The following is a 9,205-nucleotide window of genomic DNA, read 5'->3' on the forward strand; positions in this document are numbered from 1 at the left end:
AACAAGAACGATTGTTCCGTGGACCTGCAACAGATGCGCTACGTCGTCGCCGTCGCCGAGACCCGCAACTTCACCCGTGCCGCCGAGCGCTGCTCGGTGGTGCAGTCCTCGCTCAGCCACCGGATCGCCGGCCTGGAACGGGAACTCGGGGTCCGGTTGTTCGCCCGGTCCAGCCGCCGTGTCGAACTGACCAGTGCCGGGGCGGCGTTCGTCGCCGGTGCCCGCGAGTGCCTGGCCGCTGCCGACCGGGCGGCCGCCGACGCCGCCGCGGCCGGCGGCGTGGTGCGCGGCCGGCTCGCCGTGGGCGTGATCGTGACCACGGCCGCCGTCGACGTGCCCGAGGTGCTCCAGCGCTACCGGGCCCGGCACCCGCAGGTCCGGGTCGTGCTGCGCTCCGGACGCAGCGACGCCATGGCGGCGGCGATCCGCGCGGGCGACCTGGACATCGCCTTTCTCGGCCTGCCGGAGGGCGAACGGCCGGCCGGGGTGGAGACGGTCGTGCTCGACCACGACCGGCACGTGCTGGTGGTGCCGGCCGGGCACCGGCTGGCCGGCGCCTCCCGGGTCACGCTGGCGGAGATCGCCGGGGAGAGCTTTGTGGACTTCGTGGCCGGGACCCCCGCCCGGGCCCAGTCCGACCAGGCCTTCACCGCGGCCGGTCTGGTCCGCGATGTCGCCTACGAGGCCGGGGTGGTGGAGCTGATGACCCGGCTGATCGCGCGGCGGCTCGGCGTCGCGCTGCTGCCCTCGGCGTTCATCCGCCCGCTGGCCGCCGGGGATCCGGAACTGGTGCTGGTTCCGGTGGTGGACGGGCCGCGCCGGGTCGAGTATCTGGCGTGGAGCCGGTTCAACCCCAGCCCGGCGACCCGCGCCATGCTCGACGTCCTCGGGGTCCACGGGGTCCACGGGGCCCGGGCACCGGCATCGCGCGGGGGCCCGCCGGCGGCCGGGCCGGCCCCGGAGGCCGGCGCCGGCCGGCCCGCCTGACCAGGCCCGGGCCGGCCGGTTTCCACCGGTGGCGGATGTAGTCCCGGCGATAGTGCGTGGTGCTGGGCCCCACGATCGGGGTGACCGGGTCCAGTTCCCGTACGCGGCGGAAGGTCCTGGTCCATCCGTCGTTGAACGGGCCGGCGGCCGAGGTGTCCCAGGTCCAGTCCGGCTCGTTCCACAGCTCCCAGCCCTCGATGTTGGACACGGCGGTCGCCGCGAGCCGGTCGCGCACCTGGAGATCGACCCGGCCCAGCCAGTCGCTCCAGCTCACCCAGCGGTAGGGGAAGTCCGGGTAGATGTCGGGCATCCGGATGATCACCGCCGCCCCGGTGCGGTCTGCCTTGGGCGCGGTGACCAGCGCGTCGCCGCCGGGAGGCTGGCCGTTGGGACGCCGGCCGACCCGCGGGGCGGGCTGGGTGACGGAGTGCATCCGCAGCGGCAGCAGCAGGGAGTCGGCGGGAACGGAGTTGTCCCGCAGTGCGTAGAGCCCGCCGGAGGCGGCGCGGGTGACCGGGCCGGTGGCCTCCTCGGCGCGCACGGTCAGGGTCGAGTCGGCGGCCCGGGCGATGCCCCGGCCCCCGGGGGTTCCGAAACCGTTTTCGGCCACCGGCACCGCGAGCGCGGGCCGGGGGCGGGCCGAACCGGCGGGGCCGCCGGGGTGTCCGGTCCGGGTGGTCATCCGGCGGATGCCGACAGGTGGGCGCGCTCTCCCTGGGCGCCGAACAGGGCCAGCAGTTCCGCGAGCTCGCTCCCGGCGCTGCCGATCCAGTGCGGCAGGCGGGTGTCGAACTCCGCGGCCTCGCCGGGGCCGAGCCGGAGTTCCCGCTCGCCGAGCACAAAGCGGACCTGGCCGTTGAGGACGTAGAACCACTCGTATCCCTCGTGGGTCTGAAGGTTCATCGTGGGTGCCCGGCCCGCCGGGGGATGGATCACCTTGTAGGCCTGGATGCCCCCGGCCCGCCTGGTCAGCGGCACCATCACCAGCCCTGAGCGCCGCACCGGCCGCAGATGGATGCGGGGGTCGCCGGTCAGCGGCGCCGCGACCAGTTCGTCCAGCGTGACGCCGTGCGCCCGGGCCAGGGGCAGCAACTGCTCCAGGGTGGGGCGGAGTCGTCCGTTCTCCAGCCGGGACAGCGTGCTCGTGGTGAGGCCGGTCGCGGCGGCCAGCGCCGCCAGCGTGGTGCCCCGCGCCCGGCGCAGGACACGCAGCCGCGGCCCCACCCCTGCCAGTACTTCCTTGTCGTCCGTGGCCATCCGGCCATCATGCGGATCGGCAACTTTTCTTGCAAGACGGCAATGGACGGGGTGATGCTCGCGTCGTCCGGCAGTCCCCGGCACACCCATGGACGAAGGAGCCTCGCGCATGGACACCAGCCCCGGCCAGGACACCTCCCGCAACGCCGCGGACGACGAGGCGGAACGGTTCTGGGAGCGGCACTACGGCAGCCGGCGCGGCCGGGGAGAGCGCGTCAACCCCCTGCTCGCCGAGACGGCCGCACCGCTCCGCCCCGGCACCGCGCTGGATCTGGGCTGCGGAGGAGGCGGTGACGCGCTCTGGCTGGCCCGGCACGGCTGGCGGGTCACCGCCGTGGACATCTCCGCCACCGCCGTCGGCCGCGTGCGCGAGCGGGCCCGCGAACTGGGCCTGGAAAGCCGGGTCGACGCCCAGCGGCACGACCTCTCCCGGAGCTTCCCGGGCGGGACGTTCGACCTGGTCTCCGCGCAGTACTTCCACACCCCCTTCGCGCTGCCCCGGGCACGGATACTGCGCACCGCCGCACGCGCCCTGCGGCCCGGCGGCCTGCTGCTGATCGTCGACCACGGATCCACCGCGCCCTGGTCCTGGAACCAGGACCCCGATGCCCACTACCCCACCCCGGCCGAGATCGCCGCCGGGCTGCATCTGGACCCCGGGCAGTGGCCGGTCCTGCGCGCGGCCATGCCCCGGCGCCGGGCCACCGGGCCCGCCGGCGAGACCGCCACCGTCACCGACAACGTCCTGCTGCTCCGGCGAGCGCCGCGGTGAGGCCCGGAACACCGGCGTCGTCGGGACCGGCGGATCCCGCCTCGCGTTGCCGCACGGCACGCAGGGGTGTGTGGTTCGCCGGGGCCTACGAGGAGGCCGGTGGAGTCCGATCCGGTGCCAGTCCCCGCAGAATCTGCGTGATCGTGTCGTCCAGCCCGTACTCGTCCCCGCCCGGGGGAAGCATGCCGCTGGCGGCGAGGGAGGCGTAGCCGTGCACCGCCGAGAAGACTGCGAGGGTGAGGCGTTCCGGCGATCCGGGACGCACCTCGCCCCGGCGCTGCCCCTCGCCGATCAGTTCGACGACCTGTTCGTGCCCGCGGTGGGCCGAGGCGACCAGCGCTTCGGAGGCCGCCGGCGCGTGCTTGGCCGAGTACATCAGGTCCAGCAGCTCGGCGTTGGACGTCGCGAAGTCCACATAGGTGCGGGCCACGGCCTCCAGCCGCCGGGCGAAGGTCTCACCGGACCGTTCCCGGCACGCCGTGATGAGCGCGCCCAGCCGTTCGAATCCCGAGAACGCCAGCGCGTCCAGCAGCGCCTGCTTGTCCTTGAAGTGGCGGCCCGGCGCGGCGTGGCTGACACCCAGGTCGCGGGCGAGTTCCCGCAGCGACAGAGCACCCCGCCCCTTCTCCCTGAGGGTTTCCTCGGCACGGACCAGCAGGGCTGCGCGGAGGTCTCCGTGGTGGTAGCGGTGCGGCGCGGACTGCATGGTGGTGAGTGTAACGAGGGGTAGTCGACGCCAACAATGTTGACGTTGACATCATTGTTGGCGACGACTACATTCCCCTCCATGGACAGCAGACCAGCAAAGTGGGATGTCTCCGACATCCCCGACCAGACCGGCCGCGTCGCCGTCGTGACCGGGGCCAACAGCGGGCTCGGCCTCGACACGGCGGATGCCCTGGCCCGCGCGGGCGCCCATGTCGTGCTCGCCGTGCGGGATCTGCGGCGCGGCGAGGCCGCCGCGGCCACCGTGCGCGGCAGCGTGGAGGTGCGCCGGCTCGACCTGGCCGACCTGGAGTCCGTCCGCGGGTTCGCCGTCGGGTGGCATGGCCGCCTGGACCTTCTCGTCAACAACGCGGGGGTCATGAACATCCCGGAGGCGCGCACCAAGGACGGCTTCGAGATGCAGTTCGGCACCAACCATCTGGGGCACTTCGCCCTCACCAACCTGCTGCTGCCGCACCTCACCGACCGCGTGGTGACGGTGGCGTCCCAGGCGCACCGCGGGCCCGGGAAGCCGTTCATCCGCTTCGACAACCTCGGCATGAGCGGCGACTACGCGCCCGTGGCGGCATACAGCCAGTCCAAGCTCGCCAACCTGCTGTTCACCCTGGAACTGCAGCGCAGGCTCACCGCGGCCGGCTCCGCCGTCCGGGCCCTCGCCGCCCACCCCGGGTGGTCCGCCACCAGGCTCCAGAGCCATGACGCGAGCCCGGTACGGCGGGCCATGATGTGGATCGGAAACCGCGTGTACGCCCAGGACAGCAAGGCCGGCGCGCTGACCACCCTGTATGCCGCCGTTCAGGACCTGCCCGGCGCGAGCTACGTCGGACCCGACGGTTTCGGCGAAATGCGCGGCGCTCCGACACTTGTCGGCCGGACGCGGGCGGCCAGCGACCCGGCCACCGCCCGGCGCCTGTGGACCGTATCGGAGGAACTGACCGGCGTGGCCTTCCCGGAACTGACGACAACGGCCTGAGGCCCGCTCCGGGCCTGCCGACGTCCCCGGGACCGGACCGGGTCCGGTCCCGGGGACCGCGGAGGACGCCGCGGTACTGGGCCCGCGCGGTGCGCGGTCTGCGGTGCGGTCAGCCCGAGGTGCAGTCCGCCCCGTTGAGGGCGAAACCGGCGGGAGCCGGGTTGCTGCCGCTGTGGGTGCCCTGGAAGCCGAAGCTGACGCCGGCGCCCGGCGCGATGGCCGCGTTCCAGTCCGCGTTGCGGGCGGTGACCTGGGCGCCCGACTGGCTGACGGTGGCGTTCCAGCCGTTGGTGACCTGCTGGCCGCCGGTCCAGCTCCAGGTGAGCGTCCAGCCGTTGACGGCGCCGGAGCCGGTGTTGGTGACGGTGACCTCGGCGGTGAACCCGTTGTTCCAGCTGTTGGTGGTGTAGGTCACCCGGCAGGTCCCGTCCCCGGTTCCTCCCGTGGTGGTGCCGCCGGTGGTCGTGGTGCCGCCGGTGGTGGAGGTGCCTCCGGTGGTGGAGGTGCCGCCGGTGGTGGAGGTGCCGCCGGTGGTGCCGGGGTCGCTGCCGTCAAGTCCGAAGAAGGTGATGGCTTCTTCGGCCATGCCGCTCCCGGGCAGGCTGTGGCCGGCGCCCTGCACGGAGATGGCCTCGACCCGCACGGTGCCCCCGGAGTCGGCGAAGCGCTGCCGGTTCCAGTCGGGCCGTGGCTGGTCGGTGGAGGCCGGGCTCTGGCTCAGCCCGAACACATTGGTCCACTGCTCGGTCTGCTCCCGCAGCAGTTGGTACGGCACCAGGGTGTCGTTGGTTCCGTGCCAGAGCTGCACCCGCGGGCGGGGCCCGGAGTATCCCGGGTGGGCCTGACGGACCGCGTCGCCCCAGGACTGCGGGGTGCGGTCCATGCTGCCGCCGGTGCACCGGCTGGTCCAGGGCGGGAAGTCCGCCTCCCCCGCGAAGCAGTCGAAGGGAACGCCCATGAACACCGCTCCGGCCCGGAACACATCCGGATAGAGGGCGAGCAGGGCATTGGTCTCCATCCCGCCGGAGGAGGAACCGGTGACGAAGACCCGCTCCGCGTCGCCGCCATGGTTCCGCACGACATGATCCACCATGGAGACGATCGACGCCGGGTCGCTGCCACCGCCCCGCCGCTTGGACGCGTCCGACCACACGTCGAAGCAGTTGCCCATCGCGGTGGACTTGGTGGCCGTCGGATAGATGACGATGAAGCCGTACCGGTCGGCCAGGGATCCGAACTCACTGCTCTGGAAGAAACCCGGACCGGAGCCGCCGCAGCCGTGCATGGCGACCAGGACCGGGGGGCTGGCCGGGCGGGAGTCCGGCACATAGAGGTGCATGCGCAGATTGCCTGGGTTGCTGCCGAAATCAGAAACTTCCACCAGTGATGCGGCGCCGGCCGGGGTGGCCAGGCCGAGGCCGGCCATGATGATCACCAAGGCGCTGAGGGCAGCCGCTGACGCGGCTCTGATGCGTGTCACCCTTCCTCCTCTCGAACGGTCCGCCCACGACTGCGAAGTTAGGCATGTTCATGACGACCGTCAAGGCATCGACAAATACTGGAGCGGGCGGGTGCCGGGCCGGGCGGACCGCCCGGCCGGTCACTGTGGGATCGCGACGGTCGCCAGCACGTCCTCGGCCAGTTCGCGGGCCGGAGCGGCAAGTTGGCGGTGCAACGCCCGGAAGAGGTCCTGCGCCGGGACGCCGGGCCAGTCGGCCGGCAGCACGGTCCCGGGCAGCCGTGGGTCCTGGCGGATCAGCAGCAGCCACTCGGCGGTCAGCAGCGTCCGCCGGGACAGGGCGTCGGAGGGCACCGGACAGCCGCCGGACCACCGCTGGAGAAACCGCCGGTATCCGGCGGCCAGCACCGGCAGGTCCCATGCCTCCCGCACGATCCGGGCGGGGTCGGTCCACAGTGCCGCCTCGGCGCGGAAGACCTCGCAGTGTTCCAGCAGATCCAGCTCGCCCAGTTCCCGGGAGACATCGGTGTCCGCCGGGGACACCCACAGGCCGCTGCGCAGCGGCCCGAAGCCACGCCAGCTCAGCCGGGTGCGCAGGGCGTGCCGGTCGGCACGCCGGGACTCCGGTACGGAGAAGGCCAGCAGTGTCCAGCGCCCGTCCCAGTCCCCGAGGACGATGTCGGCCTCCAGCCGGTGGCGGCCGTCGCGCAGCACCGCGTCGGCGCGCGGGGTCAGCGCGAGGAAGACCTGCCGGCCCCGGCGGACCGGGCGCAGCAGCCCGCGGCCGGACATCCGGGCGATCGTCGCCCGGGTGGCGTGCTCCCCGACGCCGAGCCGGCCGAGTACCGTGATGACGCCGCCGGTTGCCACCGCCACCTCGCGGCCGAGCACCTGGTCGCCGAAGAGAGCGAAGATCAGCGTCTGGGCGCTCACGGCCCGCTCCGCGGCACCGTCCCCGGCGCCCGCTCCCCCCGCCACCATGCGCTCCCTTCACCGCCCGGCTCCCGCGCCGGGACCCGCCGGCGGGGCGGGCGGCCGGGACCGTCCCGGGATGGTATCCCGGCCGGCCGGGGCGGCTCACGAGGGGCGCGGCGGGTCCGGCGCCGCGGCCGGGGCGTACCGGGCGCGCAGCCGGTTCTTGAGGAGCTTTCCGGAGGCGGTGCGGGGCAGTTCGTCCACCACCAGCACCGAGCGCGGGATCTTGTAGCGGGCCAGGGTGCGGGCCAGGAAGGGCGGTATCCGCTCCGGGTCGAGGGCGGCACCGGGGCGGGGAACGACCAGGGCCAGGCCGGTCTCGCCCCAGGTCTCGTCGGGTACCCCGATGACGGCGCAGTCGGCGATGTCCGGGTGGTCCAGCAGGGCTTCCTCGACCTCGGCGGGGCAGACGTTCTCGCCGCCGGATATGTAGATGTCCTTGATCCGGCCGGCGATCACGAGATGGCCGTCGGGGTCCGCGCGGGCGGCGTCACCGGTGCGCAGCCAGCCGTCGGTGAAGGCGTCCGCGGTGGCGTCCGGCAGTCCCCAGTAGCCGGGACCGACGTGCGGGCCGCGCACCAGGATCTCGCCCGTCTCGCCCGGTGCCGCCTCGGTCAGGTCCGCCCGGACCACCTTGACATCGGTGAAGAAATGCGGGACACCGGCCGAACCTTCCCCGGTCGCCGCGTGCCCGGCGGCGGGGAAGAGCACCCCGGGCCCGGCCTCGGTCATGCCGTAGCCCTGCCGGAGGGTCAGCCCGCGCTCCCGGCAGGCGCGGACCAGCCGGGCGGGCACCGGCGCCCCGCCGCAGGTGAGCAGGCGCAGCGTGGAGAGGTCCGCGGTCTGCCAGGCGGGATGCCGGCACATCAGCTCGTACATGGTGGGCACGCCGAACATGAAGGTGATGCGGTGGCGGGCGATCGTCTCCAGGGTGCGGCCGGGGTCGAAGGAGGCGGCCAGCACGCAGGTGGCGCCCTTGAGCAGCACCGGCAGGGTGATCATGCCCAGCCCCGCGGCATGGAACAGCGGAGCGGTCACCAGGGCCCGCTCCGTGGCGAGCAGGTCGTGGTCGATCAGGACATTGACCGCGTTCCAGGTGAGATTGGCATGGGTGAGCATGGCGCCCTTGGGCCGGCCGGTGGTGCCCGAGGTGTACATGATCAGGCACAGGTCGTCGGGGCGGACGGGCTCGTCCAGGGGATCGTCGACGGCCTCGGCCAGCCGGCTCTCGTAGTGGGGCCCGGTCTCCAGCACCACGGCCGGCCGGGCCTGCGGGGGCAGCGCGGCCACCGGCCGCCGTTGCGAAGGGGCGTGCACCAGCACCCGCGGTCCGCAGTCCCGCAGCTGGAGGCCGAGCTCCGCCGCGGTCAGCCTGGTGTTCAGCGGGACGAAGACGGCGCCCAGCGTCCCGGCGGCGAACAGGGTCTCCAGAAAGGTGTGGTGGTTGGGGCCCAGATAGGCGATCCGGTCGCCGTGCCGCACACCCCGGGCGCGCAGCGCGTGCGCCAGCCGGACGGTGCGCCGGTGCAGGGCGTCGTAGGTGAGCGGGGCGCCGCCGTCGTCCTGGACGAGTGCCGTCCGGTGCGGGGTGCGGCGGGCCCGCCGGGCCGGCCAGGACCCCAGGCCCTGGTTGCGCATGGCGGCTCCTCGGCGAGGTCGGAGGTCGGGGTGCGCCGTCCCCGGCGGCCGGTCCGTGCGGGAGTCCGGGTGGGCTCCCGCACGGACCGGGGGGGTGGGTCAGGTGGTGGTGCAGGTGGTGCCGTTGAGGGTGAAGGTGGTGGGGGCGGGGTTGGTGGTGCCTCTGGTGCCGATGAAGCCGAGGGTGACCGAGCCGCCGGCGGGGATGGTGCGGGTCCAGTCCGCGGGGGTGACGCTGACCGTGTTCCCGTTCTGGGCGGGGGTGCCGCCCCACATGTTGGTGACCCTCTGCCCGGCGGGGAAGGCGAAGTCCAGGGTCCAGCCGGTCAGGGCGGTGGCGGCGGTGTTGCGGATGACGATCTCGCCCTGGAAGCCGCTGCCCCAGTCGCCCGCCACCCGGTAGTCCACACCGCAGGTG

Annotated in this window: 9 protein-coding genes; 3 read left to right on the top strand and 6 right to left on the bottom strand. The window is 73.6% G+C overall.

Annotated features, from left to right (window positions below):
- Positions 1–18: 18 nt before the first annotated feature.
- The gene (locus BM242_RS15320) at positions 19–987 is read left to right on the top strand and encodes a LysR family transcriptional regulator (RefSeq protein ID WP_093839369.1); all 969 of its coding nucleotides are present in this window, start codon (positions 19–21) and stop codon (positions 985–987) included.
- A 678-nt stretch (positions 988–1,665) separates the two neighbouring features.
- Here the strand turns inward: BM242_RS15320 and BM242_RS15330 are convergent.
- Positions 1,666–2,244: a helix-turn-helix domain-containing protein gene (locus tag BM242_RS15330; RefSeq protein WP_093839370.1), complete on the bottom strand. Its 579-nt coding sequence runs from the start codon at positions 2,242–2,244 to the stop codon at positions 1,666–1,668.
- Between the two features lie 109 nt (positions 2,245–2,353).
- Here BM242_RS15330 and BM242_RS15335 point away from each other — a divergent pair, with 109 nt between their 5' ends.
- Complete coding sequence (locus BM242_RS15335) at positions 2,354–3,016, top strand: SAM-dependent methyltransferase (RefSeq protein WP_093839371.1); 663 nt, start codon at positions 2,354–2,356, stop codon at positions 3,014–3,016.
- An 85-nt stretch (positions 3,017–3,101) separates the two neighbouring features.
- Here the strand turns inward: BM242_RS15335 and BM242_RS15340 are convergent, their stop codons facing one another.
- Entirely contained in the window at positions 3,102–3,722 is a 621-nt protein-coding gene (locus BM242_RS15340) for a TetR/AcrR family transcriptional regulator (protein WP_093839372.1), read from the bottom strand.
- Between the two features lie 81 nt (positions 3,723–3,803).
- Between BM242_RS15340 and BM242_RS15345 the strand changes: the two genes are divergently transcribed.
- Positions 3,804–4,715, top strand: a complete 912-nt coding sequence (locus BM242_RS15345; RefSeq protein ID WP_093839373.1) for an oxidoreductase — start codon at positions 3,804–3,806, stop codon at positions 4,713–4,715.
- A 109-nt stretch (positions 4,716–4,824) separates the two neighbouring features.
- Here BM242_RS15345 and BM242_RS15350 read toward each other — a convergent pair whose 3' ends face one another.
- The 4 genes from BM242_RS15350 to BM242_RS15365 all read right to left on the bottom strand — a co-directional run.
- Positions 4,825–6,195 carry an extracellular catalytic domain type 1 short-chain-length polyhydroxyalkanoate depolymerase gene (locus BM242_RS15350; protein ID WP_245834105.1) on the bottom strand — a complete coding sequence of 457 codons (1,371 nt, stop codon included), beginning with the start codon at positions 6,193–6,195 and terminating at the stop codon, positions 4,825–4,827.
- Positions 6,196–6,315: 120 nt separating this feature from the next.
- Positions 6,316–7,107: a PaaX family transcriptional regulator gene (locus BM242_RS15355; RefSeq protein WP_245834107.1), complete on the bottom strand. Its 792-nt coding sequence runs from the start codon at positions 7,105–7,107 to the stop codon at positions 6,316–6,318.
- 144 nt (positions 7,108–7,251) lie between these two features.
- A complete protein-coding gene (locus BM242_RS15360; protein ID WP_093839375.1) occupies positions 7,252–8,787 on the bottom strand; it encodes an acyl-CoA synthetase in 1,536 nt (511 codons plus the stop codon).
- A gap of 99 nt (positions 8,788–8,886) precedes the next feature.
- Positions 8,887–9,205 (bottom strand): cellulose binding domain-containing protein (locus tag BM242_RS15365; RefSeq protein WP_175541432.1); only part of this gene is annotated, 319 nt, incomplete at its 5' end.

The sequence above is a fragment of the Streptomyces aidingensis genome (genome assembly GCF_900112355.1).
GTDB classification, from domain to species: domain Bacteria; phylum Actinomycetota; class Actinomycetes; order Streptomycetales; family Streptomycetaceae; genus Streptomyces; species Streptomyces aidingensis.

Bases quoted from the DNA above. Each gene is read 5' to 3' on its own strand.
- BM242_RS15330 (WP_093839370.1), bottom strand. From the start codon at position 2,244: ATGGCCACGGACGACAAGGAAGTACTGGCAGGGGTGGGGCCGCGGCTG.
- BM242_RS15335 (WP_093839371.1), top strand. From the start codon at position 2,354: ATGGACACCAGCCCCGGCCAGGACACCTCCCGCAACGCCGCGGACGAC.
- BM242_RS15360 (WP_093839375.1), bottom strand. From the start codon at position 8,787: ATGCGCAACCAGGGCCTGGGGTCCTGGCCGGCCCGGCGGGCCCGCCGC.
- BM242_RS15340 (WP_093839372.1), bottom strand. From the start codon at position 3,722: ATGCAGTCCGCGCCGCACCGCTACCACCACGGAGACCTCCGCGCAGCC.
- BM242_RS15345 (WP_093839373.1), top strand. From the start codon at position 3,804: ATGGACAGCAGACCAGCAAAGTGGGATGTCTCCGACATCCCCGACCAG.